General features: G+C 60.5%; 23 protein-coding genes. 14 read left to right on the top strand and 9 right to left on the bottom strand.

Annotated features, from left to right (window positions below; all coding sequences use genetic code 11):
- The first annotated feature begins 78 nt into the window (after positions 1–78).
- Positions 79–1,089 (top strand): GNAT family N-acetyltransferase, encoded by a 1,011-nt coding sequence (locus HDF16_RS02475; RefSeq protein ID WP_184213572.1) that lies wholly within the window; start codon positions 79–81, stop codon positions 1,087–1,089.
- 7 nt (positions 1,090–1,096) lie between these two features.
- Here HDF16_RS02475 and HDF16_RS02480 read toward each other — a convergent pair whose 3' ends face one another.
- The 3 genes from HDF16_RS02480 to HDF16_RS31525 all read right to left on the bottom strand — a co-directional run bounded on the left by HDF16_RS02480 (position 1,097) and on the right by HDF16_RS31525 (position 3,965).
- Positions 1,097–1,639: a VanZ family protein gene (locus HDF16_RS02480; RefSeq protein ID WP_184213573.1), complete on the bottom strand. Its 543-nt coding sequence runs from the start codon at positions 1,637–1,639 to the stop codon at positions 1,097–1,099.
- Between the two features lie 66 nt (positions 1,640–1,705).
- The gene (gene guaB / locus HDF16_RS02485; RefSeq protein ID WP_184213574.1) at positions 1,706–3,232 is read right to left on the bottom strand and encodes an IMP dehydrogenase; all 1,527 of its coding nucleotides are present in this window, start codon (positions 3,230–3,232) and stop codon (positions 1,706–1,708) included.
- Between the two features lie 190 nt (positions 3,233–3,422).
- Positions 3,423–3,965, bottom strand: a complete 543-nt coding sequence (locus tag HDF16_RS31525) for a DUF6434 domain-containing protein (RefSeq protein WP_184213575.1) — start codon at positions 3,963–3,965, stop codon at positions 3,423–3,425.
- Positions 3,966–4,235: 270 nt separating this feature from the next.
- On the opposite strand from HDF16_RS31525, the gene rimP reads away from it, so the two are divergent.
- The 3 genes from rimP to infB all read left to right on the top strand — a co-directional run bounded on the left by rimP (position 4,236) and on the right by infB (position 9,974).
- Positions 4,236–4,844 carry a ribosome maturation factor RimP gene (rimP, locus tag HDF16_RS02495; protein ID WP_184213576.1) on the top strand — a complete coding sequence of 203 codons (609 nt, stop codon included), beginning with the start codon at positions 4,236–4,238 and terminating at the stop codon, positions 4,842–4,844.
- Between the two features lie 125 nt (positions 4,845–4,969).
- Positions 4,970–6,607: a transcription termination factor NusA gene (gene nusA, locus HDF16_RS02500; RefSeq protein WP_184213577.1), complete on the top strand. Its 1,638-nt coding sequence runs from the start codon at positions 4,970–4,972 to the stop codon at positions 6,605–6,607.
- 136 nt (positions 6,608–6,743) lie between these two features.
- Complete coding sequence (infB, locus tag HDF16_RS02505; RefSeq protein ID WP_184213578.1) at positions 6,744–9,974, top strand: translation initiation factor IF-2; 3,231 nt, start codon at positions 6,744–6,746, stop codon at positions 9,972–9,974.
- Positions 9,975–10,031: 57 nt separating this feature from the next.
- Here the strand turns inward: infB and HDF16_RS02510 are convergent, their stop codons facing one another.
- Positions 10,032–10,997, bottom strand: a complete 966-nt coding sequence (locus tag HDF16_RS02510; RefSeq protein ID WP_184213579.1) for an alpha/beta fold hydrolase — start codon at positions 10,995–10,997, stop codon at positions 10,032–10,034.
- Between the two features lie 104 nt (positions 10,998–11,101).
- Between HDF16_RS02510 and HDF16_RS02515 the strand changes: the two genes are divergently transcribed.
- The gene (locus tag HDF16_RS02515; protein WP_184213580.1) at positions 11,102–11,704 is read left to right on the top strand and encodes a CGNR zinc finger domain-containing protein; all 603 of its coding nucleotides are present in this window, start codon (positions 11,102–11,104) and stop codon (positions 11,702–11,704) included.
- Between the two features lie 2 nt (positions 11,705–11,706).
- Here the strand turns inward: HDF16_RS02515 and HDF16_RS02520 are convergent, their stop codons facing one another.
- Positions 11,707–12,279 carry a cupin domain-containing protein gene (locus tag HDF16_RS02520; RefSeq protein WP_184213581.1) on the bottom strand — a complete coding sequence of 191 codons (573 nt, stop codon included), beginning with the start codon at positions 12,277–12,279 and terminating at the stop codon, positions 11,707–11,709.
- 142 nt (positions 12,280–12,421) lie between these two features.
- On the opposite strand from HDF16_RS02520, the gene HDF16_RS02525 reads away from it, so the two are divergent.
- Positions 12,422–12,910: a DinB family protein gene (locus HDF16_RS02525; protein ID WP_184213582.1), complete on the top strand. Its 489-nt coding sequence runs from the start codon at positions 12,422–12,424 to the stop codon at positions 12,908–12,910.
- A gap of 7 nt (positions 12,911–12,917) precedes the next feature.
- Here the strand turns inward: HDF16_RS02525 and HDF16_RS02530 are convergent, their stop codons facing one another.
- Positions 12,918–14,927, bottom strand: coding sequence for a spermidine synthase (locus HDF16_RS02530; protein WP_246408595.1), 2,010 nt, complete (start codon positions 14,925–14,927; stop codon positions 12,918–12,920).
- 7 nt (positions 14,928–14,934) lie between these two features.
- Entirely contained in the window at positions 14,935–16,209 is a 1,275-nt protein-coding gene (locus HDF16_RS02535; protein WP_184213584.1) for a lactate racemase domain-containing protein, read from the bottom strand.
- A 66-nt stretch (positions 16,210–16,275) separates the two neighbouring features.
- On the opposite strand from HDF16_RS02535, the gene trmD reads away from it, so the two are divergent.
- On the top strand, positions 16,276–17,106 hold the full coding sequence (gene trmD, locus HDF16_RS02540) for a tRNA (guanosine(37)-N1)-methyltransferase TrmD (protein ID WP_184213585.1): 831 nt from the start codon (positions 16,276–16,278) through the stop codon (positions 17,104–17,106).
- Here trmD and HDF16_RS02545 read toward each other — a convergent pair.
- Positions 17,103–17,828, bottom strand: a complete 726-nt coding sequence (locus HDF16_RS02545; RefSeq protein WP_184213586.1) for an SDR family oxidoreductase — start codon at positions 17,826–17,828, stop codon at positions 17,103–17,105. The two genes, trmD and HDF16_RS02545, sit on opposite strands and share 4 nt — an antisense overlap.
- A gap of 29 nt (positions 17,829–17,857) precedes the next feature.
- Here HDF16_RS02545 and HDF16_RS02550 point away from each other — a divergent pair, with 29 nt between their 5' ends.
- The 4 genes from HDF16_RS02550 to HDF16_RS02565 all read left to right on the top strand — a co-directional run bounded on the left by HDF16_RS02550 (position 17,858) and on the right by HDF16_RS02565 (position 20,841).
- A complete protein-coding gene (locus HDF16_RS02550; protein ID WP_184213587.1) occupies positions 17,858–18,649 on the top strand; it encodes an ATP-binding cassette domain-containing protein in 792 nt (263 codons plus the stop codon).
- A 95-nt stretch (positions 18,650–18,744) separates the two neighbouring features.
- Positions 18,745–19,548: a sulfite exporter TauE/SafE family protein gene (locus HDF16_RS02555; protein ID WP_184213588.1), complete on the top strand. Its 804-nt coding sequence runs from the start codon at positions 18,745–18,747 to the stop codon at positions 19,546–19,548.
- Entirely contained in the window at positions 19,545–19,976 is a 432-nt protein-coding gene (locus HDF16_RS02560; RefSeq protein ID WP_184213589.1) for a DUF971 domain-containing protein, read from the top strand. Before HDF16_RS02555 ends, HDF16_RS02560 begins: the two co-directional genes overlap by 4 nt.
- 58 nt (positions 19,977–20,034) lie before the next feature.
- Positions 20,035–20,841: a DUF3050 domain-containing protein gene (locus tag HDF16_RS02565; RefSeq protein ID WP_184213590.1), complete on the top strand. Its 807-nt coding sequence runs from the start codon at positions 20,035–20,037 to the stop codon at positions 20,839–20,841.
- A gap of 79 nt (positions 20,842–20,920) precedes the next feature.
- On the opposite strand, the gene HDF16_RS02570 is transcribed toward HDF16_RS02565, so the two are convergent.
- Positions 20,921–21,259 (bottom strand): hypothetical protein, encoded by a 339-nt coding sequence (locus HDF16_RS02570; protein WP_184213591.1) that lies wholly within the window; start codon positions 21,257–21,259, stop codon positions 20,921–20,923.
- Between the two features lie 380 nt (positions 21,260–21,639).
- Between HDF16_RS02570 and HDF16_RS02575 the strand changes: the two genes are divergently transcribed.
- From HDF16_RS02575 to HDF16_RS02585, 3 genes are all read left to right on the top strand, one after another.
- On the top strand, positions 21,640–24,444 hold the full coding sequence (locus HDF16_RS02575; protein ID WP_246408597.1) for an ATP-dependent helicase: 2,805 nt from the start codon (positions 21,640–21,642) through the stop codon (positions 24,442–24,444).
- Between the two features lie 74 nt (positions 24,445–24,518).
- Entirely contained in the window at positions 24,519–24,674 is a 156-nt protein-coding gene (locus tag HDF16_RS02580; protein ID WP_184213592.1) for a hypothetical protein, read from the top strand.
- A gap of 80 nt (positions 24,675–24,754) precedes the next feature.
- Positions 24,755–25,339, top strand: coding sequence for a hypothetical protein (locus HDF16_RS02585; protein ID WP_184213593.1), 585 nt, complete (start codon positions 24,755–24,757; stop codon positions 25,337–25,339).
- Positions 25,340–25,460: the final 121 nt, after the last annotated feature.

Here is a 25,460-nt window from a genome sequence, read left to right on the forward strand (position 1 = left end):
TACTTTGCGGATTGCTCCGTCCAGCCATCTCTCCAGGGTGATGGGAAGCCATGCGCGCCGAGCGAGGTGCGGAGATAGATGCTTACCGTTCCGCAGCTTGAAGTCCTCGACATTCGCCACTTTACAGGCAAGCAGTTGCGTCCCTTGCTGGAGCACGAGGCGGTCACATGGGAGCACCGGCTGCGGTGGGACTACCGCAGTTCCACCGAGCTGTTACTGCAGTATCTCGATTCTCGTGTGCTGCCGGGCTTCGTGGCGCTCGATCGCGGCAAGATCTGCGGATTTACCTTCTGCGTCTACGAAGGGCAGAAGGCGGTCGTGGGCGACGCCTATGCCGTTGGCTCAGCTGGCAACTCCGCTCTGGAGATGACGCGGATGCTCTTGATGCATCTGTTGGAAGTGCTGATGCACGCTCCCAACATCTCGCGCATCGAATCGCAACTGTTGCTCTACGATGAAGGCGCCACCTCGACCGTCTTCAGGGCGCAGGGATTCTCAATCTATCAGCGGCTGTTCATGGAGTGCGACCTGCGCTATCCATCGCCTGCCTTGATCTCGCTACGATCTGGTTCGCCGGCGCGGCCACTGCCTGGAGGGCTGCTCTTCCGGCAATGGACGGGCACCTACTACCAGGCAGCGGCGGAGCTCATCCACCTCTGTTACACCTACGCTCCGCATGTCGATTCGATCATCAACGACCAATACCGGTCGCTGCATGGCTCGCTTCGTTTCCTGCACAACATCGTCCGCTTCCCAGGCTGCGGCGTCTTCGACCCCGCGGCCTCGTGGATGCTGATCGACCCGGCCAACGGCCAGCTCCTTGGGCTGGTGCTGGCCTCGCGCGTCGCTCCGCGAGTGGCGCACATTACGCAGCTTTGCATCTCACCGACGCTTCGCGGCCAGGGACTCGCACGCGCTCTTCTTATTCACGCTATGCAGCACTTGACGCATGCTGGATTCGAGGCGATGACCCTCACCGTGACCACCAAAAACGAGCCGGCTGTGCGCCTGTACGAGGGGCTTGGCTTTGTCACCACGCATCGCTTCGACGCCATGGTGCTGGAGAAGACTGGACAGCCGGGGCTTTAGCGAAGCATCAGGCAGTCAAAACTTCCCCCACTCTCGAACGGCGCAGCCACCAGCCGATGCCCATCGCTACGGTGCTAAGGACGAGGCCTCCAGCGGTATCCAGTAGAACGTCGGAGAAGAGACCGGTCCGCGAAGGCAGGAAGGACTGATGGAGTTCATCGGCGCTGGCAACAAGAAATATTGAGAGGACGCCAGCGGCCCAGGACCTCCGGCGCCAGACACTGGTTCGAATCGATGGGTTGCGCGCGAAGGTGAGCAACCAGCCGCGCACGAAGAGCACGCACAGCAGACCATAAAAGCTGAAGTGACCCGTCTTGCGCAGTAGGTGATTAACCTCTTCCCATGCGGGCGTGCTGATGTGTCCGAAAAATCTCTCGGCGATAGGTCGCAGCCAGGAACTGGTGTTCGCCGCTGAGAACGTCGGTGTCGACTCCGTTGCGATAATGGCAACCCCCGCTAGCGCAGGGGTCCATATCTTCAGGAAACGCCGGACAGACCCGATGCGTTCGAGCGACTCGGCCGTGGGACGGTGCACAAAAACTGTCGGCATCTTCTCCTTTATCGCTGGGTCAGTCAGATCGATGCGTTGGATCGCTCGACGTGCACGTCACGGCTGCTACTCAACGTGATAATTCGGGGCTTCACGGGTGATGATGACGTCGTGGACGTGGCTCTCGCGCAGGCCCGCTCCAGAGATGCGAATGAACTTCGCATTCTTCTGCAGCTCTTCGATGGTGGAGCAGCCGAGATAGCCCATGCCTGAACGCAAGCCGCCCACGAGCTGATAGACCATCGCTTCAAGAGGTCCGCGATGCGGCACGCGGCCTTCGATGCCTTCGGGGACGAACTTCGCCAGACGGTTTTGCGTGCTTCCCTCGCGGGCGGTGAGTGATGGCCGCTCGCCGCTCGAGATCTCGTTCATGTCTTCCTTGCCCTGGAAGTAGCGTTCACCGGAGCCCTGCGCCATGGCGCTCAAGCTGCCCATACCTCGGTACGCCTTGAACGACCGTCCCTGGTAGAGGATCGTCTCCCCCGGGCTCTCATCCACACCGGCGAAGAGCGAACCCATCATGCAGACGCTTGCGCCCGCCGCGATGGCCTTGGTCACGTCGCCCGAGTACTTGATGCCTCCATCGGCGATGACTGCAATGCCGCGCTGGCTGGCTGCACGGTAAGCCTCGGAAATAGCGGTGATCTGCGGCATGCCCGCGCCGGTGACCATGCGCGTGGTGCAGATCGATCCGGGGCCAATGCCGACCTTGATGGCGTCGGCTCCGGCGTCGATCAGAGCCATCGCACCTTCGTAGGTGGCCACGTTGCCGGCGAGGAGATCGACGTCCGGGAAAGCCTTCTTCACCTCGGCAACCGCTTCAAGCACACGCGATGAGTGGCCGTGGGCGGAGTCGATAGCGAGCGCATCGACGCGGGCGGCGACGAGCTCGGCAGCGCGTTCGAGAAAGTCACCTGTTGCGCCAATGGCTCCGGCGACACGGAGGCGACCCTGGGCATCCTTGGCGGCGTTCGGGTACTTCAGCTTCTTCTGGATGTCCTTGACCGTGATCAGGCCCTTGAGCTCGTACTCGTCGTTGACGACGAGGAGCTTCTCTACGCGGTGCTGGTGGAGGATGTGCTCGGCCTCTTCCAACGTAGTTCCGACGGGGACCGTGATGAGGTTCTTCTTGGTCATCACAGAGTCGATAAAGAGGTCCGTTCGGGAGACGAAGCGGAGGTCGCGGTTGGTGAGGATGCCGACGAGCTTCCTGTCTTTGGTGACGGGCACGCCGGAGATCTTGAAGCGGCGCATCATGTCGAGCGCGGCGGCGATGGTCTCGTCGGGGGAGATCGTTACCGGGTCGACAATCATTCCGCTCTCCGACCGCTTCACCTTGTCGATCTCGCCAGCCTGCTGCTCGATCGAAAGATTGCGGTGAACCACGCCGAGGCCGCCCTGCTGGGCCATGGCAATAGCGAGGCGCGACTCCGTAACGGTATCCATGGCGGCGGACATCAGCGGCGTGTAGAGAGTGATCTTCTTGGTGAGCTGCGTGCTGGTGCTGACCTGCGTCGGAACGATGTCGCTATAGGCGGGGACGAGGAGAACGTCGTCAAAGGTAAGAGCTTCAGGTATGGGCGTGCTAATCATCGAGATTTGAGTCCCTTGAGTGCCTTAAGGGTTCGGACGCGTGCGGACAACGTCGGATGGACGGGATTTATTTAATTGTAGAGATGCTGTGGGGATGCGGCAAATGTTACGGCTCCGTGTACGGAAGAGGCGCGGGTTCAGGGTGGCTCGATTCCCCTCTTCTGACGGTTCAGCGGCGGATCTGCCGGACTTACATACGACGGGAACCTCGCTTGTCCCACCAGGCGGCGATGGCCTGCACGCGCGTCGCTCCGGGATGGGCGGCGAAGAACTCGCGGAAGTGGCGGTTGTATTCGAGCTGTTCCGGGATTGCGGGGCGCTTATGGCCCGGCGTGACACTATTCTGATAGCAGATGGCCGCCTCGGCGAGCGTCTTACCGGTGCCGTTGTGGATGAAGTCACGTATCTCGGCGTTGAAGTGGAAGCCGCTGCCAAGCTCCTGCCGGAAGAAGCGACCGAGAATCGGGCCGCAGCGCCAGCCCTCGCCGATCACGGTATCTAGGGCGAACTCGGCTGGCATACTGCCGGGACGCTTTGGAGTTGCGGTGTGCCGGCTCGGGATTGCGCCTGAGAGATAGGCGGCGATGCGAGCTTCTACCTCACGCTTCAGACCGACAGTCGAGATGCCGTGCTCGCGTGCGAAGGCAATCAGCTCCTCCTTGAGCCAATACCAGGCAAGGAAGTCTTCGGATGTGAGTGCGTCAGTGAGGCGGGGACGGGTAGCGGACTGCACCTCTAAAGATTACCGAGAAACTGTGTTCCGACGATGGAAGACGTTTAGGCACCAGCATCACAGCCATTGAATCCCATCCCCCATCGGTGTACTATCTAACTTGCAGGCGAATTTGTTCCGTCGTAAACGTAAGATCCGTGAACGCACCGGAAAATGACGGAAGAGACGAGTGGGCGAGAGCCCACTTTTTATTTGCTCTGAAGAAATCCCGCCCAAGCCGGCAGCAAGACCGGCGATAGGCAGATAAATCAACTACTTACCGAGACGACCATGGCAGTTCAGGTAGATCAAATCCGGGCACTAGCCGAACGCGTCGCGGCCTCGCATTCGCTCGAAGTAGTCGAAGTTGAGTTTAGCGGCGGGGCGAAGTTCCGTACCCTGCGGGTCTTCATCGAGAAGGATGCCGAGGCCCGGGCAAAGCTCGCGGAGATTGCAGCATCCGGCGAAGCTCCGGAAGAGCTTGCTTCCCTGCCCAGTGGAGTTCCGGTCGAGCGGCTTTCGGGCGTAACGCACGAGGACTGCGAAGTGTTTGCTCGCGACTTCGGCACCGTGCTCGACGTGGAAGATCTCATTCCCGGCGCGGATTACACGCTTGAGGTCTCTTCGCCCGGTTTGGAGCGCAAGCTTTCGAAGCCTGAGGAGTTTGCACGGTTTTGCGGCAGCTTGGTCAAGCTGCAGACGTTTACGGCGGTCAACAGCAATCGCCACTGGCTGGGCAGGCTGACGAGTTTCAAAGATGGAGAGCTGACGATTGACCTGTCGGCGGTGAAGCAGAAGGGCAAGGCGAAGAAGGCGGCTGCAGCGAAGGCAACGGAGGAGCAGACGGTGACCATACCGTTTGCGAATGTTGAGAAGGCGAACCTGGTCGCCGAGATTTAGGTCGCTGAGATTTGGGAAGTTGAACGAGTTTGTGTAAAGAGTTCGCACATTGAATTTCGTGCGGAAAGACAACTGAATAGCACCGCTGCAACAGCAATGCTGCAGCCGAGAAGGACGAAAAGAAAATGGCAAGTGTTCTCTACCAATCGATCGAGACGTTGAGCCGCGATAAGGGCATCGAGCCCGCAGTCGTGGTCGGAGCTGTTGAAGACGCCATCGCGCTGGCCACGCGCAAGTACTACAAGACGCAGGAGAATATGCGCGCCGAGATGGACAAAGAGACCGGCGAGATCCGCGCTTACGTCTTCAAGACGGTCGTCGAGACGCAGGAGCAGGTAGAAGACGACGTCAACCAGATGACGCTCGAGCAGGCGCGCGAGCTTGCTCCCGATGTCGAGATTGGCGGCGAACTTCGCTTCTACAAGGACACCACGCCGCTCGGTCGCATCGCCGCGCAGATGGCCAAGCAGGTCATCTTCCAGAAGGTGCGCGAGGCTGAACGCGATACCGTATTCCTCGAGTACAACCACCGCGCCGGCGAGGTCCTGAACGCGACCGTGAAGCGCCTGGAGCCGATGGACGTGATCTTCGACCTGGGCAAGGCCGAGGCCCGCATGCCTAAGCGCGAGCAGTCGCGGCTGGAGCAGTTCTCCGTCGGCGAGCGCGTTCGCGTCGTCCTGCTGCGCGTCGACCGCGCGGCCAAAGGACCGCAGGTGATCGTCTCCCGCGCCGCCCCAGCACTGGTACAGAACCTCTTCCAGAGCGAAGTTCCCGAGATCTACGACGGCACGGTCACCATCCGCGCTATTGCACGAGAAGCCGGTGAGCGGACCAAGATTGCTGTCATGTCCCGCGATAAGGACGTCGACCCGGTCGGCGCCTGCGTCGGCATGAAGGGCATGCGCGTGCAGTCGATCATCCGCGAGTTGCGCGGCGAAAAGATCGACATCATCGAGTTCTCGGAAGAGATCACCACCTTCGCCGAGAAGGCGTTGCAGCCCGCCAAGGTCGCGCGTGTTTCCATCGTCGATCTCGCCGACAAGCAGATTGAAGTGATCGTGGACGACACGCAGCTCTCTCTCGCCATCGGCAAAAAGGGCCAGAACGTCCGTCTCGCCGCCAAGCTGCTGCAGTGGAAGATCGACATCAAGAGCGAGGAAGAGAAGCGCCAGGAAGTCGAGCAACAGATGCACGCCATGGGCGGTGGCCCGACCACGCCGGTCGAGCAGATCTCCGAACTGGGCGAGACGATTCTCGAGAAGCTCATCGCCGCCGGAATCACGACGGTCGAAGAGCTTGCCGACATGACGCCCGAGCAGTTGGAAGAGGTTCCCGGCATCGGCGAGAAGACGGTCGAGAAGATCTCGGTCGCGGTTCGCCATTACTTCGGCCAGTACGAAGAGGGCGAAGTAAGGCCAGTCGTTGCGCCGGTAGAGGGCGAAGAAGTAGCCACTCTGTCCGCAGCAGCATCAGAAGATGAAGCTGTAGAGGAGGATTCCGTGGCAAGTGATACCGAGACAAAGACACCCGAAGCTGTTCTCGCCGAACAGCTTGGAACCGGCGAAGTGGAAGAGGTTGCAACCCTCTCTTCCGAAGAACTCGCCGAAATTGAAGATCTCAACTCCGCGAACGACGGCTATTCTGACGCCGACAATCGTGAGGCACTGATTGAGCTGGAAAACGATGCCACCGACGAGCTGGTGAACCAGAGCCAGGAAGTCTCCGAAGAGGGCATCGACACCGACGGGAACGACCGTGGTTAGCAGTTTTCGCCACGCACACATGGATTGCCTGGTTCGCGATACCGCGATTTCAGGGATAATAGAGAATGCACCATATTCTTTCCACGACGAGGCTGATATGAGCAGCTAAGCGGCGCAGGGGAGCGAAAAGGGACGGATGACGAAGGTTCGAATTAACGATCTTGCAAGAGAACTTGAAGTAAAGAGCAAGCCCATTCTGGATGCGCTTGAAGCGATCGGCGTGTCTGGAAAGACGCACTCCAGTTCCATCGATCCCGGCCAGGCCGAGCGGGTCCGCGATTACTTCAAGAACGGCGGACGCAGCAGCAATTCGTCGAAGACTGCCGCGCCAGCCAAGCCTGCCTTCAGTCTTGCTGGAGTTTCAAAGCCCGGCGACGCTGTAAAGGCCATCCTCGAGCGGCGCAATGCGGAAGCAGCCGCAAGGAACGCTCCCCCGCCGCGCGGCCCCGTCGTCGTCGCCAACCCTGTCGCAGGCACCGCTCCCGCCGTGGCTGCAGTTCGTCCTTCGGTCACGGTGGCCCCGGCAGCACCCGTTGTTGCCAGCACTCCAGCTCCAGTAGTTGAGGCTCCGGCGCCGCGCCGCATCGTTCCCTTGCCCAACCAGGGCGCGCGCATCATTTCGCCTGCACCGGTTCAGCCAGCGATTGCCAGCCGCCCGCCTGCGGGTGGTGTGGTTGTCGTACGGCCGCCAGTCGGTGGCGCGGTCGCGGCAGCCCCTCCGGCTCGTCCGGTGGTCGCAGCTCCGGTAGCACCCGTTGCCGCTCCTGTGGCTCCTGTAGCCGCTCCTGCGGCTGAAGCTCCGGCGGCCAAGGTCGTCGCTCCGGTTGCTCCTGCAGCTGCCGCAACGCCTGTCGTAACGCCGCCCGCTCCAGTTGCCCCTGTTGCATCCGCCGCACCTGCGGTCCCGGAAGCGCCTGTCGCTGAAGCCCCCGCCGTTGCTGCGGCTCCGGCTGTTCCCCCACCACCTCCAGGCCCGGCTCCGCGTCGCGTCATTATGCCGCAGACCGGTCCTCGGCCTATCTACACGGCACCGCCGCCAGTTCCTGGAGCACCGCCGCGTAACCGTCCCATCTTCGAGCGCCCGCGCCCCGGCAGCGGCCCCGGCAACTTCTCCGGGCCACGTCCCGGCAGCGGTCCCATGGGCGGTCCCGGTGGCCCAGGCATGGCTCCCGGCGCTCGCCGCCCCATGCACCCGACGCGGCCTGGCTTTGCCGGGCCCGGCGGAGCTCCTCGCCCCGGCTTCACTCCTGGCGGAGCTCCTGGCCGTCCTGGCTTCCCGCCGCGTCCCGGCATGGGTGCCCGTCCTGCAGGCGCTCCCGGCGTAATGCCGGGCCCCGGCGAGGGCATGCGCCCTGCCGCGCGTCCTGGCCAGCGTCGTGGTGGACAGCGCTACGAGAAGTCCAAGGAAGGCCCGATGAAGGGCTTCCAGCCGCCACCGCGTTACGGCGGCCAGCAGATCTCTCGCGAGCCTCTGCCGATCACCAAGACCATCACCGTCACCGAAGGCATCTCGGTCAAGGACCTCGCCGAGAAGCTCGATGTTCGCGGTAAGGATCTGATTGCAGTTCTTCTGATGAAGGGTGTCTTCGTCACCGTCAACCAGTCGCTCGACGGCGAACTCGTCAAGGAAGTGGCCCGCCAGTTCGGCGCGGACGCAACCGTCATCTCGGTTGAAGAGCAGCTTGAGAACGAGGCCATCGAAGGCCTGCTCGAAGACACGACCGGCATGGTCGAGGTCGTCCGATCCCCTGTCGTCACCGTCATGGGTCACGTCGACCACGGTAAGACGTCGCTGCTCGACGCCATCCGCTCCACCGACGTAGCCGCCGGCGAAGCTGGAGGCATCACCCAGCACATCGGTGCCTACAAGGTGAAGATCACCAAGCCGGACAGCCCTGCGTTCGGTCGCGAGATCGTATTCCTCGATACCCCTGGTCACGAGGCCTTCACCCGCATGCGTGCACGCGGAGCCAAGGTCACGGACATCGTTGTGGTCGTCGTCGCAGCCGATGACGGTGTCATGCCTCAGACTATCGAGGCCATCGATCACGCCCGCGCGGCGAACGTGCCGATCATCGTCGCCGTCAACAAGATCGACAAGCCCGAGGCCAACGCCGCGAAGGTCATCCAGCAGCTTGCCGCTCGTGGCGTTCAGTCCACGGCGACTGGCGGGACGACCGAGTTCGTAGAAGTCTCGGCGAAGCAGCGACTCAATCTCGACGCTCTCGAAGAGATGATCTGCTACGTCGCCGACACCAACGAGCAGAAGGCCCAGCCTGAGCGTCCCGCAGTGGGTACGGTCATCGAAGCCAAGCTCGATCGCGGTCGCGGTGCAGTCGCTTCGATCCTCGTGCAGAACGGAACCCTGAAGCTTGGCGACAGCTACATCGTTGGCAACACCTTCGGTAAGATCCGCGCCATGTTCGACGATCGCGGTCGTTCCATCACCGAAGCTGGTCCATCAACGCCGGTCGAGATCCTCGGTCTCGAAGGCATGCCGGACGCTGGCGATACGTTCCTCGTCATGGCGGACCGCGACAAGGCCAAGGGCATTGCGCAGTACCGCAAGATGAAGGAACGCGAAGCTCAACTTGCGAAGTCCTCGCGCGTCTCGCTCGAAGGCCTCGCAGAGCAGATCAAGCAGGCCGGCATGAAGGACCTGAACCTGATCCTCAAGGGCGACGTGCAGGGTTCGGTCGAAGTATTGGCCGACTCGCTCCAGCGCATGTCGACCGAGAAGGTTCGCGTTCGCGTCCTCCACTCCGGCGTCGGCGCTATCACCGAGTCCGACGTGCTGCTCGCGTCTGCCTCGAACGCCGTCATCATCGGCTTCAACGTTCGGCCCGACCGCAAGTCTGCGGAAGTGGCCGATCGCGAGAACGTCGAGATCCGTCTCCACTCCATCATCTACGAGCTGCAGGATGAGATCACCAAGGCGATGTACGGTCTGCTCGAACCAGTCTTCAAGGAGAACTACGCTGGTCGCGCAGAAGTGCTCAACGTCTTCAAGATCACGAAGGTGGGCCAGATCGCCGGTTGCCGCGTGACCGACGGCCTCATCAAGCGCAGTGCACAGGCTCGCCTGATGCGCGACGGCGTGGAAGTGTGGAAGGGCAAGATCTCCTCACTGAAGCGCTTCAAGGAAGATGTCTCTGAAGTCCGTGACGGCGTGGAGTGCGGTATCGATCTAGCCGGCCACAAGGACATCCGCGTCGGCGACGTGGTTGAGACCTACACGACGGAGAAGCTGGCCGACGAGCTGGGACAGAACACCGCCATCCTCAAGAAGCAGCAACTCGCCGAACTGGCTGCTGCCAAGGCAGCGGAGAAGGCTGTAGAGGCCGCGGAAGCGTCAGTCGCCAACTAATCGCTTCACGAACGAAACAAGAACGGCCAGAGGATCGCTCCTCTGGCCGTTTTGCTTTTAGCTGATCGATTTCGCGAGGAACTGCCTCATCGCGGTTGCCACTTCCTCGACGTGGGTCTCGAGCGCAAAGTGTCCGGTATCGAGAAACTGCACAGTCGCATTTGGATTGTCGCGGCGAAAAGCCTCCGCGCCGGGTGGAATGAAGAAGGGATCGTGCTTGCCCCAGATGGCCAAGAGCGGAGGTTTGGACTTGCGGAAGTACTCCTGAAACGCCGGATAGAGTTTCACGTTGTTCGCGTAGTCGAGGAAGAGATCGAGCTGAATGTCCATGTTGCCGGGTCGAGCGATCATCGCTGCATCCAGCGTGTAACCCTCCGGCTTGATGCGTTCGGGGTGCGGCACTCCCTCTGTGTACTGTGACTTCAAGCCTTCAGGGCTCAGCGCCTGATGGACGACCTCCCGATTTGCTGGCGACGGATCGCTCCAATAGTGGCGAATCGGTGCCCATGCGTCGCCAAGGCCCTCCTCATAAGCATTGCCGTTCTGCGAGACGATTGCCGTCACACGCTCTGGATGAGCCATCGCGACACGCAAGCCCGTTGGCGCGCCGTAATCGAAGACGTACAGCGCATAGCGTTTCAGCTGCAAAGCTTCCGTGAATGCAGTGATCGTCTTCGCCAGCGCATCGAAGGTGTACGTGTAGTGCCGTTCCGCCGGGACTTCCGTGAAGCCAAAGCCGGGGAGATCAGGTGCGATGACATGGTAGCGATCCGCGAGCAGAGGCATCAGCTCTCGATACTGGAACGACGACGTTGGGAAGCCGTGCAGAAGGAGAACTACCGGAGCGTCGGCGGGACCAGCCTCGCGATAGAAGACGTTGACGCCGTCGGCGTCGATCCGGTGAATAGAAGTGTGGGGCACTTTGGGACTCTCCTTCTTGACCTCTACGGCTGCACTGCCTGTTACTGACGTTGCCATGGCGATAGCTCCTGTCGTGCTTGCTATGAAATCGCGTCGGTTCATCTTCTCTCCTTCGAACTCCAGGTGATACCGGAGAAATCTCAATTCAAAGGTTACACTCGAGATGTAACTTGTCAATAGAATTTTCTCTGGTTACAATCAAACTCATGAACGCAACGCCACAGACCGGAGAAAAGAAGCTTGTTGAACCGCGGATGATCGCGGATCATCCGGTGCTCGACTTCCTCAATACGGTCGCCGTGGCCGACGGAGAGAAGGTCGACTTCTTCGAGAGCGACGGAGATGTGGAAGGCTGGCTGCAACAGGCAGGCTTCGTCATTTCTCCTCGTCCTAAGCTACGGCCTGGGGAGCTGCTCGAAACTGCACGCGCCGTGCGTGAAACGATCCGCGATGCAATTGAACGCAAGAAAGCAGGCAAACCTCTCTTGCCTGGTCCGCTCAACGAGCTCTTAGCGAAGAGCAGCAGTCATCTCGAGCTCTCCCAGCATCGCGGGAAGGGATTGGAGCTGAAGCGGAGCTGGCAGTCCGGCACAGCCGAACAAGCGCTTGGCCCGCTTGTCGAAGCCGCCGCAGAGTTGCTCAGCACGGGCGACTTCGAGCTGGTGCGTCCGTGCGAGGACAAGACCTGCATTCTCTGGTTCTACGACCGCACCAAATCGCATCATCGCCGCTGGTGCAGCATGTCCACATGCGGGAATCGCTTCAAGGTCGCGGCGTTTCGAGAGCGGAGACGGGCAAGCGGCGCGTAAGCCTACGCTCCCTCTGCATCCTTCAGAAACTGGATCTCTTCCGGGGTCATCAGATGGTCGAATGCATCCGGCGGAAGCACCTTGCCGTCGTACTTCTCGACGATGGCCGGGATCTTCTTCATCAATTCAGCCCTTTGTTCCGCGCTCACCGACGGTGGTGGCGAGGTCCGAGTCGCCACGCGAACGCCGATCTCCAGGAACTGCCGATCAAGCCCGGCAGGAGACACGGTACACATCAGCCGCGCAGGCTTGTCGCTGAGATTATGAAACACATGCGGAGCCCAGCTTGGGATGTTCATCGCTGAACCCGTCGGGGCGAGCGTGCGCGTCTCGCCGCAGAAGACCGCCACTTCGCCCTCCATCACGTAGAACGTCTCTTCGCAAAGATGCGAGTGCGGCATCGGACCGCCGCCCGGTGGAATCCACATATCGATCATTGCAAATCTCTCCGCAGTGTCAGCTCCCTTGATCACAATCGAGTAAGTGCCGGAACCAATACATACGTTCACGCGCTCATCCGGCAGAGAGACCGTAAGCTGGCGGTCTTCCGCAGCAATCTTCGTTGAATCCATCATTCTTTCTCCTCGACATTTAAGGATAGCTACACCCAGGTAGGATGCGGTCGCCACATATTGAAGCAACCGGGCCGGGAAACTCATCTCATCGGGGCATGGCAAGTCTTTAGCAAATTCTCGAATCGCAATCGGAGAGCCTCGAATGACACCGCAACAAATCATGGTGGACGTAGCCATCGGCAACTGGAAGCTAACCATCAAGCGCGCCACCTCGCTCTTCGACGGGCTTACCGAAGAAGAGTTCCTCAAGCCCATCGCGCCCGGTCGCAACCGCGTCATCTATCTGCTTGGCCACCTGACCGCCGTGCACGATTTGATGCTCCCGCTGCTTGGTCTCGGCGAACGCCACCATGTGGAACTCGACGAGCTGTTCCTATCGAATCCCGATGGCACCTTCGCTGAACTCCCGCCGGTCGTTGATCTGAAGCGGTATTGGAACGAGACGAACAGCCTGCTACTCGAGAAGGCCCTCCTGCTTACTCCTGAGCAATGGCTCGAACGCCACACCGCGATGACCGACGAAGACCTCGTCAAAGATCCGACCCGCAACCGCTTTAGCGTCTTCCTCAACCGCACCAACCACACGGCGTTTCATCTCGGCCAGTTGGTCCTGGCGCGCGAGAAGAAGTAGCCGCTCGCTACCAGCGCACCAGCAGCAGCAGGCTCGAAGCGTCGTCGGTCCATGCCTGCACTCCGCTGCGTGAGTTGAGAGGCACGGCAGCTGCAAACTGCGGAACGGCGAAAAGATTTGCGTTGTCCGATACGAGAATCCACGAGGCCTGGAACTCTCCGCGCGGCTCGACAGCCATGCTTGTGACTCGCCGCGCCTGCATGTTGCTAGCCTTGGCCAACGCCGCAATCTCCGGCTCCAGATCTACATACTGGTTCGAGATGTGGAAGGCCATCACGCCGCCCGGCGCAAGCTGCCGTCTGTAGACTGCAAACGCCTCGACCGTCAGCAGATGCAGCGGGATCGCATCACCTGAAAACGCGTCGATCGCCAACACGTCAAAGTTCTCCGGCTGTTCGCCGGCTAGCGATGCTCGTGCATCTCCCTCGGCGAACGTGATTGCAGCCTTCGACTGCCGCAGGTAAGTGAACCAGTTCGCAGCGATGGGCCGGACTGCTGGGTTGATCTCGTAGAATCGGATGCTGTCCCCTGCCCTGCCGTAAGCAGCAATCGTCCCCACGCCCAGACCGACGACGCCGATCCTGCGTGGGCGCTCGCCGCAGCAAGCTGCCAGTGCGAGGCCGACGCCGGAGTCAGGGGCATAGTAGGTCGTTGGCACGCGCATCAAATCGGAGGAAAAGATCTGAGTTCCGTGCACGATGCTGCCATGCATCAGCGTGCGCATGTCGTCGCCAGTCTCAGTTACGCCGCTCTTCACGCGCAGGCTACCGTAGAAGTTTCGTTCGCTGGTGAGCACGCTTTGAGAGTACGCTGTCTTCATCGTGACGCAGAACGACGCCATTGCAATCGTCAGGGCACCCCACAGCAGCTGCTGCTTCCAGCCATCGCTCCAGCAAACGGCAAGCACTACCGCCGCTGTTGCGACGAAGGTCGGCGACAGGTCGTAGTTGCCGCGAAAGACCATCGGCGCGAGCACACCCACCAGGAACGATCCCAGTGCTCCTCCTGCTGCCATGGTTAGATAAAACTCTGTTGTTTCGCTTGCGCCTGAAGGTCGGAGCCTGTAAAGCTCCGTATGGCAGACAAGACATGCGGCGAGCAACTCTGCGAGGAAGAGGCCGATGCCAAGGCCTACGGGCACACGGTACTCTGGCCGAGTGAGGAAGTTGCCGAGCGCATAGAGCAGCACGGCAAGTACTCCGAGCAGCGGCGTTCGTGGCAACCACCGCGAGCCTTGGAAGGCGATCACAAACGTCAGCAGGTACGTTGCCAGCGGTATGATCCAGAGCAGAGGAATCGCCGCGACGTTGGCTGTCATGTGTTCGGTCACGGCGCTCAATTGCATCGCTCCAGCCATCGGAAGCAGCAGCCAGAGCAGCTTTGTGCTCAGCGGCGACGATGGAGTCGGCTCCTCTGGGCTCGCAATAGGAGTTGTAGAGCGCACCCGCCCTGCCAGCCAAGCGGATAGCGCGGCAAACACCGCGAAGCCTGCGCACCATGCGCCCCGTTGCAGTCGCAGGGAAAGATGCGGCTCTATCAATGTTGGATAGGCCGCGAGCGCAAGCAGCGATCCGATGTTCGATAGGCCATAGAGCCGATAGGGAACGCCGCCCGCTTCCACCCGCCGAAGCCATACCTGCAACAGCGGGCTGGTCGCCGCGAGCATCGTGAACGGCAAACCGATAGAGATCGCCAGTCTTACGCAGATGCTTCGCGCGGGATGCTCGGCGATAAACCACCACGGCGCATGCCCGCTGGCCCACATTGCAGCGCAGAGCAAAGCGGCGGCCAGCATAACTCCATGCAAAAGCCGCCATCGCGCATCCTGTTCCCAGTGAGCGAGCAGGTGCGCATAGAGATATCCCACCAGCAGAGCAGCCTGAAAGAAGACGAGACAAGTGATCCAAACGGCCGAAGCGCCGCCGAAGACAGGCAGCAACTCTTTGGCTGCCATTGGCTCCAGCAGGAAGAGCAGGAATGCCCCGAGGAAGACTGCGCTTTGGAAGATCGCTTTCAAGCTGCGGCTAATCGCCAAACCTGCCGCGATACGCCCACAGCCCCAGGCCTGGGTTGGAGATGAAGAAGATCTCTTCTCCATCCACGGTGTTCCACCCATCTTGCAGCACGGAGGGATCATACTTCGCGGTCATCTGCGCGAGGTCACCATACTCGAAGTGGACGCTCTCGATCTCTTCGCGCGTCAGATGACCGGGGCAGTAGCGGATCGTGAATCTTCCCTCGCTTGAACCATGAATCAGGTGAGCCGCCGCGCTCAAATTTGCGGCTAGCTGTGGGTCACTCTTGACGTACTCAAGCGTGGCGGGAGTGCCGCAGTAACCGTACTTGCGGATCAACGAGTCAATGGCCTTATCTTCGCCGAACTCATGCACGCCCGGCGCAAGGACGATGAGCTCGGCATCGTCGGCAAGTGCCATACGCGTGCGGTAGACGCTCTTGTTGCCGAGCCATGTGCTGCGGAACTCGTGTGGATCGAGGAAGACAACGGCCTTGTGAATCTCGCGATCGAGCATCAGGAAGTTGCATTCGAGACTGAGCGCGGCGGCGCGCTCGAAGCACTCGGCATCATCGCCGACAAACATGCCGCGAAGCACGAGGTCTCCCGCTGCGTTCTTCGCCACGACTGTTTGTACGTAGACGATGGGAAGCTGCTTTGCGAAGTGCTCGCTGGCATAGTTCAGCACTCGCCGAACCGGCGTCTCCGAGCGGCCCATCATGCGCTCCATGCCGTAGACCGCGCCGAGGAAGTGCGAGCGGTGAATGCCCAACGGACCGCCAGTGCCTACGAAGATGTTCTTGTTGCCGTTGGCCATGCCCACAACTTCATGTGGGACAACCTGGCCAATCGACAGGATGAGATCGTGGCCACCGTCGCGGATGAGTTTGTTAACCTGCGCTGGCCAGGTGTAATCGAGCTTGCCCTCGCTGACCTCCAGCATGAACTCGCCAGGGACCTCACCCAGCGTGACGACGTCGTTGCGCCAGTCGTGGACACGAAAGAGATCGCGCGGCGTCGCGCCGAACATCGTGGCGATCTCGTGGTCGCTCATCGCCTTGTGTGTGCCCAGCGCTGGCAGGACATCGGTCATCGCATCGCCGTAAAACTCCCAGGCATACTCGGTAAACTCGCCCGCCTTGGAGTGAAAACGCGTGAAGTCCGGCGGCACGGCGAGTACCTTCTTCCGCTCGCCCAGCTTACCGAGCGCCTCGAACAGGTTCGCTTTAGCCTGCTCCGGCGAGATCTCCATCTCCGCCGACCCTACCGCAAAAAATAAGCTCATGCGGAAATCCTACTCCGCCAGACGAATGCCTGAGAACAGGCGACGCACTAAACTCAAAGCAGCGATATGCGCTTCGACATCCTTACCATCTTTCCCGCGTTCTTCACCGGCCCGCTCGATCATGGCGTGCTGAAGCGGGCTATCGCCACTGGGATTGTTGATGTCCGCACCCATGATCTACGCGCGTTTACGCACGATCGCCACCGCACCGTCGACGACCGACCCTTCGGCGGAGGTGAGGGCATGGTGCTTAAGCCCGGGCCCATCTACGACTGCTTCCAGACCCTCGACATCGCCGCGAAGCCCGAACGCGATACGACGAAGGAGACAGTGGTCCTTCTCTCCGCGCAGGGCCAGCCGTTCACTCAGGCTATCGCCCACGAACTCGCCGCTGCGGAGCGCGTCGTCTTCCTCTGTGGCCGCTATGAGGGCATCGACGAGCGCATCAACTTACTGCTTTGCGACCGCGAACTATCCATCGGCGACTACATTCTGTCAGGCGGCGAGCTTGCTGCCGCCGTCATTCTCGACTCCGTCGTGCGGCTGATGCCCGGCGTGCTCGGCAACCCTGACTCTGCCCGCAACGAAAGTTTCGGGACAGAGTCTGCGCCGGAAAAAGGCGGACTTACTGCGGACGGCGTGCCCGACTCGACACATCTCTCCGGCGGGTTGCTCGACTATCCGCATTACACGCGGCCTGCGGAGTTCCTTGGCCTTGAAGTACCAGAGGTGCTGCAGCAGGGCGACCACAGTGCGATTCGCAAATGGCGTCGTCAGATGGCGCTCGCCAAGACCTATCGCAACCGTCCTGACCTGCTGGCAAAGGCCGATCTCACGCGCAAGGATCAAGAGTTTCTGAGTCACTTGCAAGTGAGCGACGACGAAACCTCGACCTAACCCATATGGCGGACCAGCATCTGCGGAATCCGCACATTCGCTGGTTGCATACACGCAAAGACGATCGCCTCAGCGACTTCCTCCGGCTCCATCATGTGTGAGTTCCGGATGAACTCCTCCGTTCTTCCCCGCCCCAATCCGAACTCGCTCTTTACGCCACCTGGGCAGATCACGCCCACCTTGATCTTGTGCTTGCGTAGCTCCGCATCAAGCGCCTGGCTGAAGCCTACCTGCGCGAACTTGGTCGCCGAATAGACCGACTCGCCGCCAATCCCCGTCAGTCCCGCGACGGACGAGATGAAGAGAATCGTCCCGCTCTGTTGCTCGATCATCAGTGGAGCCGCATGACGCGAGAACACGAAGCCCGACCGCACATTCGACGCCATCATCGCGTCGAACTCTTCCACCGGCGTGTCAACAAGGTTTTTGTAGCTACCAACGCCGGCGTTGTTGATCAGGATATCGAGGCTCCCAAAGCTCTCCACGGCAAGCTTGATCGCCGCAACTGCCGTCGCCTCGCTGGCGGCGTCTCCTGCATGAAACACCATCTTGCCGCCCGCCGCGTCAATCTCCGCGCAGAGCTCAGCAAGTCGCTCTTCGCGGCGAGCCGTCACCACCACATTCGCGCCAGCCGCTGCCAATGCCAGCGCCGTCGCCCGGCCAATCCCTGCGCTCGCTCCCGTCACCAGCGCTGTCTTCCCCTGCAATCCCACTAAGCTCATCTACCCTCTCGCGATGCTAGTATCCGGCTATGTCCGATCCTGCTCCCGAAGTGCTCGTAGAAGCCACCGGGCTGACCAAAGAATACCCTCGCACGGGCGGCGTGGCACGCGTGGTCGATAACGTATCTTTCAATATCCATCGCGGCGAGACCCTCGGCCTCGTTGGCGAGTCCGGCTCCGGCAAGAGCACAGTCGCCCGCATGATCCTTCGCCTCATCGAGCCAACCGCTGGTTCGGTTCGCTTCGCGGGCGAAGATGTCCTCACCGCAAGCTCGCAGCAACTAAGAAGACTGCGTCGCCGCATGCAGATCGTCTTTCAGGACCCCTACGCCGCGCTCAACCCGCGCATGTCTGTCCGCCAGATTATTGCCGAGCCCTTTGCCATCCACAAGGAGCGGCCGGAGGGCGGCCTAGACGCCCGGCTCAACGAGATGCTCAACACCGTCGGGCTCGACGCCAGCGCTCTCCCCCGCTATCCACACCAGTTCAGCGGAGGCCAACGCCAGCGCATCAACATCGCCCGCGCTCTCGCTCTGCGTCCGGAGTTCCTGGTGCTTGACGAGCCTGTCAGCGCGCTCGACGTCTTGGTTGGAGCGCAGGTCGTCAATCTGCTTCGCGACCTGCAGCGCGACCACGGTCTGACCTACCTCTTCATCTCACACTCGATGCCGTTGGTGCGGTATCTCTGCGACCGCGTTGCCGTGATGCAGAAGGGCAGACTGGTCGAGATGGGCGATGTTCTCGAAGTCTGCGAGCACCCTCGCGAAACGTATACGCAGGAGTTGATCGCCGCGACACCACAGCTTCCATCTTCAGCATGAAGTTAAATACGACTCTGTGCCCCATTCATCGCAGCAACATCGCGATGAGTGGGACTGCCCAGGAACTTGCCCTCGACGACTACAATGGGAGGTGAATGCTTTCTGCCATTACAGTTCATCTCCACTACGCGTGGCTGGTCGTCGCTTCGTTCTTCGCGGGTGTGATGAACGCCATGGCGGGCGGCGGGTCGTTCGTCTCCTTCCCTGCGATGCTTGCGATGGGTGTGGCGCCGATCCAGGCCAACGCGACGAACACGGTCGCGTTGTGGCCGGGGCAGTTGACCTCTGTAGCCGCGCTGCGTGAAGACCTTCGTAAAGACCTTCTGCCGGTCGTCATCGTATCGTCGATCCTCGGCGGAGTAAGCGGAGCGGTTGTTCTGCTGAAGACCAGGCAGGTAACTTTCCTGCACATGGTGCCGTGGCTGTTGCTGTTGGCTTCCCTGCTGTTCGGGATCAGCGGCCCAGTCTCGAAGTGGCTGCGGGTACGTGCTGAATCGAAGGCACTCGCCGCGATGACCGAGCACGATCGCGACGCAACTCCTGCACTGCTGCCGCTCTTCTGCGTCCTGCTGCCGGTCTGCTTCTACATCGGATACTTTGGCGCGGGCGCGGGCTTCCTCATCATGAGTGCGCTTGCGCTCTTCGGCATTGAAGATATGCGTTCGCTGAACTCGATGAAGGTGCTTGCAGCGTGCCTGTCGAACCTTTGCGCCGTCATCACCTTCATCGTCAGCGGCGCGGTCATCTGGAAGTACTGTTTGATCTCGATGGTCACCTGTGGCGTCGGCGGCTATCTTGGAGCGCAGTACGCGCGAAAGATGAACCCCGACGTTCTGCGCCTCATCGTTGTCGCCACCGGGGTGCTGATGGCGGGATACTTCTTCTGGAGGCAAGCATGAGTCACGAAGGCATTCGCATCCTCAACGCAACCGAAGCCGAGCGCGAAGCTACGCAGGAGCAGTTGAAGTTGCCGCCAGATGCAGTCACGCCTGCTAAGGTTCGCGTCAAAAAATCTGAAGGCACGGGCATGGAGATCGACTGGCGCGACGGCCACACCAGCACATGGAGCTTCCTCTGGTTGAGGCATGGCTGCCCCTGCGCCACCTGCCACGAAGAGCGCGACGCCGCCGGCCGGGCCCCGGGAATTCCCAAGCCCAAACCGCAGACTTTGCTGCCCATGTACGAAGCGCCGATCAAGCCGCTCGAAGTTTCTCCAGTAGGCAAATATGCTCTTCGCTTCAAGTGGAGCGACGGCCACGAGAGCGGCATCTACTCGTGGGAGTACCTGCGGCGGCAGTGCCAGTGTGCCGTCTGTACGGCTAAATGAAGTTGTAGGTTTTACGTAAACTTACAGCGTACAACCTCCACCAAAGGGCCTCCGTTACATGCAAATCCTCGAACAATCCGAAGAACTACAGACGCTCGCCGAACGCCTGCGCCCGCTTTACACGCGGCTTGCGAACCATCCGCTCTACGCGAGCTTCGAGATGGTCGAAGACCTCCACATCTTCATGGAGTCGCACGTCTTCGCCGTATGGGATTTCATGTCGCTGCTGAAGACGTTGCAGCGTGGCCTTACCTGCATCGATGTACCCTGGGTCCCAAGCCGCTTCCCTACCAGCCGCCGGCTCGTGAATGAGATCGTCCTCGGCGAAGAGAGCGACATCTACGGCACACGCCCCATCAGCCACTTCGAGCTATACATCCACGCGATGAAGGAGTGCGGTGCCTGCACGCTGGCTATCGAAAGCCTGCTGATTCATCTCCGCGACGGTTCGGACTGGGCGACTGCGCTCGCGCGCAGCTCCGCGCCGGAAGCGGCTCAGCGCTTCGTTCAGACGACGTTTGGCATCATCGAGCGTGGCAGGCTGCACGAGGTCGCCGCAGCCTTTACATTCGGCCGCGAAGACCTTATACCGGATATGTTTCGCGGCTTCATCCGCGACCAGGACGAGCGTCTCTCTGGCAAGTTGGCGACGCTGCGCTGGTACCTCGATCGGCATATTGAAGTAGACGGCGAGGACCACGGGCCCATGGCACTGCAGATGGTCAGCGAGTTGTGCGGCAGCGACAGCAAGAAGTGGAAAGAAGCCACCGAGGCAGCGGAGATCGCCCTGCTTGCGCGCATCGCGCTGTGGGACAGCATTGCGGCAAGCCTGCACGAAACGCCAGTAAAGATGCTGGTCAATTAAGTTTTCGAAAATCGAACTTCCATCACGAAGAACCTCCGCTTTAGCATTCCGCGTGATGGAAGTTCAGGGGAAGAACGTCTTAGTGGATGCTGAGTGTCGCTCCGTCGAGGTATGAAGCGACCTCCGCGATCACGCTGCCAGCGGTGAGCTTTGGCGTTGCAGTGTTCGCGAGCACTTTGGTGCCTGCAGGCAGCTTCAGCGAAAGCGTGGCGCCGGACTGCACCTTCATGATGTTGTCGCCGACTTTGAGTTCAAGCTGCGATCCCGAGTCGTTGCGGAAGCTGATCTTTACCATCTTGCCATTGGTGAATACGGCATGGACAGGCGAGGAGATGCTGGTGGGTGCCGCGTAAACGGCAGTGGTGGAGATGAGCGCAAGGGCAGCGACGGACGTAGCGAGAATCTGGCGAAGGTGCATAGTGGCTCCGGTCCCTGTAGGGACATTTCGTTCAAGTTCGGCGGGCCACTCTGCCATGGTTCAGAGGGCGGGTCGTGAGGTGAACTACGCAGATAGACGCGAATAGGTTCCGCTCGTTTCTATAAAAAATTGAGATTCAATCCTTATTAATCTGAGAGATAAGTGATTCGCGAAAATGGACATTTTGGACACTGGAATTTCTATAAATGGACACTCGATAAGTCCCAAGTCGGTTGAGTGTTTACCACTGTGAGTCAGACACGAATCGTTCCATCACGTTGCGTGTGATCTTTCGCGCGGATTGAAGCGAGAGCCAAGCACGGAGACCGGTGGAACGACAAATTAGGTCTCCAGCTAAAATAGGTATTGGAGTTCCACACTTGTCTCACCTTCTCGAAAATATGAACCCGCAGCAGCAGGAGGGCATCCGCTCCGTGGATGGCCCGGTGCTCCTGCTCGCCGGCGCGGGCAGCGGCAAGACCCGCGTCGTCACGCATCGCATCGCTTACCTTATCGAGGAGCGCGGCGTGCCTGCAGATGCCATCCTCGCCGTCACCTTCACCAACAAGGCGGCGAAGGAGATGTCCGAGCGCGTCGACAAAATCCTCGGGCACAGTTCGCTCGCGAAGCCCACGCTGGCAACCTTTCATAGCTTCTGCGTGCGTGTGCTGCGCCGGGATATCGAAGCGCTACGAACGAATGGTGTTGGACTCACACGGACCTTCGCCATCTATGATGAGACCGATCAACAGGCGGTCGTGAAGCAGGCATTAAAACGCCTCGGCATTGACGACAAGCAATTGAAGCCGCGCGTGGCGCTTGGTCGCATATCGTGGGCGAAGAACCACATGATCGACCCGCAGGAGTACTTCCTCGCCAGCACCAACCCGCTGGAAGAGAAGATCGCGCACATCTTCGAGATCTATAAGAAAGAGTTGTTCAAGGCCAATGCGCTGGACTTCGACGACCTTCTGCTCGAGACCGTGCGGCTGCTCAAGTCGTCCAGCGAGGTCCGCGAGCGGTACAACCGCAAGTATCGCTACGTCATGATCGACGAGTACCAGGACACCAACCGTCCGCAGTACGAGTTGATGAAGCTGCTTGCGGGATCGCACCACAACATCTGCGTCGTCGGCGATGAAGACCAGTCCATCTATAGCTGGCGCGGCGCGGACATCAAGAACATCCTCGACTTCGAAAAGGACTTTCCCAACTCGAAGACCATCCGGCTTGAACAGAACTACCGCTCAACGCAGATCATCCTCGAAGGCGCTTCGGCGGTGGTCGCGCAGAACACGCAGCGCAAGGGCAAGAATCTTTGGACCGCACGCGAGGGCGGGTCGATGATCGGGTACTACGAGGCACCCGATGGTGAGAACGAAGCCCTCTTCATCGCGGATCGCATCAATACGTATCTGAAGGCGTCCGGCAATCTGGAAGAGCCACCACGCTGCGCCGTGCTCTACCGCACTAACTCACAGTCGCGACTGGTCGAAGAGGCGCTTCGCCGCTATCAAGTCCAGTACCACATGGTCGGCGGCTTCAGCTTCTACGATCGCGCCGAGGTCAAAGACATCCTCAGCTACATGAAGCTGGTGCAGAACACGAACGACTCCATCGCGCTGGGCCGCGTCGTGAACTCGCCGCCACGCGGCATCGGCAAGACGACCATGGAGACGCTCGAACGCATGGCGCTGACCACTGGCATCAGCACCTGGGACGCGATTGGCCGCGCTATCGAAGATCGCCTGCTGCCTGCCCGCGCGCTCACCGCGTTGGCGGGATTCAAACGCCTAATCGACGATGCCCGCGCCATGCTGGGTGCAGACTTTGCCGCAAAGCTGACCGAGGATGTTGGAGGTTTGGCTGCGGAAGACGGAGACACCGGCTTCGATCCGTCCGCCTTCGAAGCAGCAGCACCAGCGGAAGAAGAGGACGACTTCCCTCCCGTCGAGGGCAACGGCTCGGACACCTCCTTCGATACCAGCTTCAACTTTGGCTTCGACTTCGGCCCCAGCGAAGAGGTCTCGACCATCGCCGCAGAGAATGCGACGGCACCGGTTACAGATGTCGATGCCGCGTCGTTCAACCCCTTCGCTCCGGTCGTACTCAAGGCAAACGCTCCGACGTTGAAGCGCAGCGCCGCCGATAACAAACCTGCCTCCGCGCAGGATCGCGCCGCCGAGCGCATCATGTCGGACGAAAAGCCTGCCTTCCGTGCTCCGGGCGATCCAGCAACGCTACCGGAGCTGATCAAGTTCCTCAATGACCGCAGCGGCTACATCCGCGCGCTCGAAGAAGAGGCCACGCCCGAGAGCTTCTCCCGCATAGAGAATCTGAAGGAACTCGCTAACGCCGCGCAGGACGCGCAAGAGCGTGGCGAGACGCTGCATGAGTTCCTCGACCACGCCGCCCTCGTCTCAGACGCTGACAGCTACTCCGCGGAGGCCCGCGTCACGCTGATGACGCTGCACGCCGCCAAGGGGCTCGAGTTCCCACTCGTCTTCCTTACCGGCATGGAAGAGGGCCTCTTTCCGCACTCCCGCACCTTCACCGACCCCGTCGGCCTAGAAGAAGAACGCCGCCTCTGCTACGTCGGCATGACTCGCGCCATGGACACCCTCGTGATGACGCGCGCCCGCTATCGTCGCCGCTACGGCAGCGACATGCCGGAGGCTAGCGTGCCGTCACGCTTCCTCGAAGAGGTTCCGCAGCGGCTGGTCGAAGACCTCGGCAGCCCCGGTCAGAGGCCGAGTTTCAACTCCGGCTATGGCAACTCCTACGGGAATCGTCCCGGCAGCGGCTCAGGAGGTCACGAGAACGGCGAGCGCCACTACAGCTACGAAGACGAAGACCAGAGCGGTAGCCGCAGTCGTCCGGCCGCAACCTCAACCCGGGCTGGCGGCAGTTCCATGGACAACATTGCCAACTTCTTCGCCGCCCGAGGCCAATCCGTACCCAGCTTCAAGGCTGGCCAGAAGTTCTCCCGCCCCAAGCTCGATGTCCCCGCACCCACAGGAAAGACCGGCCTACAGCAGGGAGTACGCGTTCGCCACCCCAAATACGGCGAAGGAATGGTCTTTCGCCGCGAAGGGGATGGGGATGACGCCAAGATTACAGTACAATTTCAACAGCACGGCGTGAAGAAGCTGGTGGAGAAGTTTGCCCAGCTCGAACGGCTTTAGCCCTTCGCTCGCCAGCGACCATTCCGGACACAAATCCGAAATACTTCAAGAGAGATAAAGAGACCCGAACCTTCATGGCGAACACCAAGGCAATTACCGACACACTCGAGCGCAAGAAGATCAAGCGCGCAGCACGCAAGGCAGCACCAGCCAAGGGTCCCCGCGCCGGAGCTCGCGGCGAGAGCAAGCAGAAGCTCAAGAAGGCATCGCGCGGTAAGAGCAAGCGGTAGTCGCCCTTGAATTGTTGAGAACAGCGACGGCCTTCTACTTCAGAAGGCCGTCGCTATGTTGAACCGCAGAGGTAAATCCCTTGGCGTTCCGGACCGCAACGGTGCTTCTCGCGTTTATAGGAGCAATCGGTGCGTCGGCGCAAAGTTCCATCTGGCAAAACGTTCCCACAAATCTCGACCGCTCCGGCAGCACCCCTGCCACTCTGACTCCCAGGCAGATGACCGCAGTTCGTGCCGCCTTGGCCGCGCGCTCTTCCCACCCTGGCGTGTGGGAGTGCGATGACGGGTCGTGGCTGGAGGATCTGCAGTTCTCTCGCGTCTCCGTTGCTCCTTACGCCGTTTTTCTCGTAGAGGCCGGTAGCGGCTGTGCGCGCAGCGGACAAGGCGCGAATGGAGCGATGTGGCTTGTGGCATTCAACGGAACTCACGCGCACGTCATCGCCTCGCCTGACATCGGCCTCAATGGCTGGCTTTACAGCGTCGTACCACAATCGCATCACGGTCTTCACGACATCGTCCTCGGATGGCACATGAGCGCCTTCGAGGCTGGCCTGATTTACTTCGAATTCAACGGAGTAAGCTACAAGGCCGTGTCGAGCGCAACCCTCAAGAGCGAGGACAGCGGCAACGGCAAAATTATTCCTTCCCCCAGACCGTCTAAGTAGTAGAGTTCTACCTATCTGCTACTGTTCAAAAGACCAAGACCGTCGCTCACGCGAGGTCTCGTCCGCTCGACCAAATCAATTCAGAGGGACACGCCACTGCCCCGCCAAATCTTTCGCACGA

This window comes from Granulicella aggregans, from assembly GCF_014203275.1.
GTDB lineage: Bacteria > Acidobacteriota > Terriglobia > Terriglobales > Acidobacteriaceae > Edaphobacter.

Coding starts and splice junctions, on each gene's coding strand:
- HDF16_RS02475 (WP_184213572.1), top strand. CDS start 79: ATGCTTACCGTTCCGCAGCTTGAAGTCCTCGACATTCGCCACTTTACA.
- HDF16_RS02480 (WP_184213573.1), bottom strand. CDS start 1,639: ATGCCGACAGTTTTTGTGCACCGTCCCACGGCCGAGTCGCTCGAACGC.
- guaB (WP_184213574.1), bottom strand. CDS start 3,232: ATGATTAGCACGCCCATACCTGAAGCTCTTACCTTTGACGACGTTCTC.
- rimP (WP_184213576.1), top strand. CDS start 4,236: ATGGCAGTTCAGGTAGATCAAATCCGGGCACTAGCCGAACGCGTCGCG.
- nusA (WP_184213577.1), top strand. CDS start 4,970: ATGGCAAGTGTTCTCTACCAATCGATCGAGACGTTGAGCCGCGATAAG.
- infB (WP_184213578.1), top strand. CDS start 6,744: ATGACGAAGGTTCGAATTAACGATCTTGCAAGAGAACTTGAAGTAAAG.
- HDF16_RS02510 (WP_184213579.1), bottom strand. CDS start 10,997: ATGAACCGACGCGATTTCATAGCAAGCACGACAGGAGCTATCGCCATG.
- HDF16_RS02515 (WP_184213580.1), top strand. CDS start 11,102: ATGAACGCAACGCCACAGACCGGAGAAAAGAAGCTTGTTGAACCGCGG.
- HDF16_RS02520 (WP_184213581.1), bottom strand. CDS start 12,279: ATGATGGATTCAACGAAGATTGCTGCGGAAGACCGCCAGCTTACGGTC.
- HDF16_RS02525 (WP_184213582.1), top strand. CDS start 12,422: ATGACACCGCAACAAATCATGGTGGACGTAGCCATCGGCAACTGGAAG.
- HDF16_RS02535 (WP_184213584.1), bottom strand. CDS start 16,209: ATGAGCTTATTTTTTGCGGTAGGGTCGGCGGAGATGGAGATCTCGCCG.
- trmD (WP_184213585.1), top strand. CDS start 16,276: ATGCGCTTCGACATCCTTACCATCTTTCCCGCGTTCTTCACCGGCCCG.
- HDF16_RS02545 (WP_184213586.1), bottom strand. CDS start 17,828: ATGAGCTTAGTGGGATTGCAGGGGAAGACAGCGCTGGTGACGGGAGCG.
- HDF16_RS02550 (WP_184213587.1), top strand. CDS start 17,858: ATGTCCGATCCTGCTCCCGAAGTGCTCGTAGAAGCCACCGGGCTGACC.
- HDF16_RS02555 (WP_184213588.1), top strand. CDS start 18,745: ATGCTTTCTGCCATTACAGTTCATCTCCACTACGCGTGGCTGGTCGTC.
- HDF16_RS02560 (WP_184213589.1), top strand. CDS start 19,545: ATGAGTCACGAAGGCATTCGCATCCTCAACGCAACCGAAGCCGAGCGC.
- HDF16_RS02565 (WP_184213590.1), top strand. CDS start 20,035: ATGCAAATCCTCGAACAATCCGAAGAACTACAGACGCTCGCCGAACGC.
- HDF16_RS02570 (WP_184213591.1), bottom strand. CDS start 21,259: ATGCACCTTCGCCAGATTCTCGCTACGTCCGTCGCTGCCCTTGCGCTC.
- HDF16_RS02580 (WP_184213592.1), top strand. CDS start 24,519: ATGGCGAACACCAAGGCAATTACCGACACACTCGAGCGCAAGAAGATC.